Origin of the sequence: Pseudoalteromonas sp. c7(2019) (genome assembly GCF_011378625.1) — a bacterium.
Classification (GTDB): Bacteria; Pseudomonadota; Gammaproteobacteria; order Enterobacterales; family Alteromonadaceae; genus Pseudoalteromonas; species Pseudoalteromonas arctica.
Genome location: NZ_WTKS01000056.1, coordinates 367 through 710 on the forward strand (window position 1 = coordinate 367; position 344 = coordinate 710).

The following is a 344-nucleotide window of genomic DNA, read 5'->3' on the forward strand; positions in this document are numbered from 1 at the left end:
AACAATTTCAGAATTAGAACATATCGACAATTAGCTTTTCTAATTTATTTTTTATGCTTGGCGATAATAGCGCTGTGGTACCACCTGATCCCATGCCGAACTCAGAAGTGAAACGCAGCTGCGCCGATGATAGTGTGAGGTCTCCTCATGTGAAAGTAGGTCATTGCCAAGCGCCTAATACGATAATCCCTGTTGACTGACGTCAGCAGGGATTTTTTCGTTTTGATGACTTAATAATGTGGTGCTTTAATAAAATAGCTTACGTAGAAAGTAGCGCGAGTATTCCGAGTACAATGTGTAACGAGCGGTGGCGCTCTGCGACACCTTTCCATTGCTAAACTTGC

General features: G+C 42.7%; 1 rRNA gene. It reads left to right on the forward strand.

The annotated features are described in order from the left end of the window. Positions 1-56: 56 nt before the first annotated feature. A 5S ribosomal RNA gene (gene rrf / locus GQR38_RS19980) occupies positions 57-172 on the forward strand. Positions 173-344: the final 172 nt, after the last annotated feature.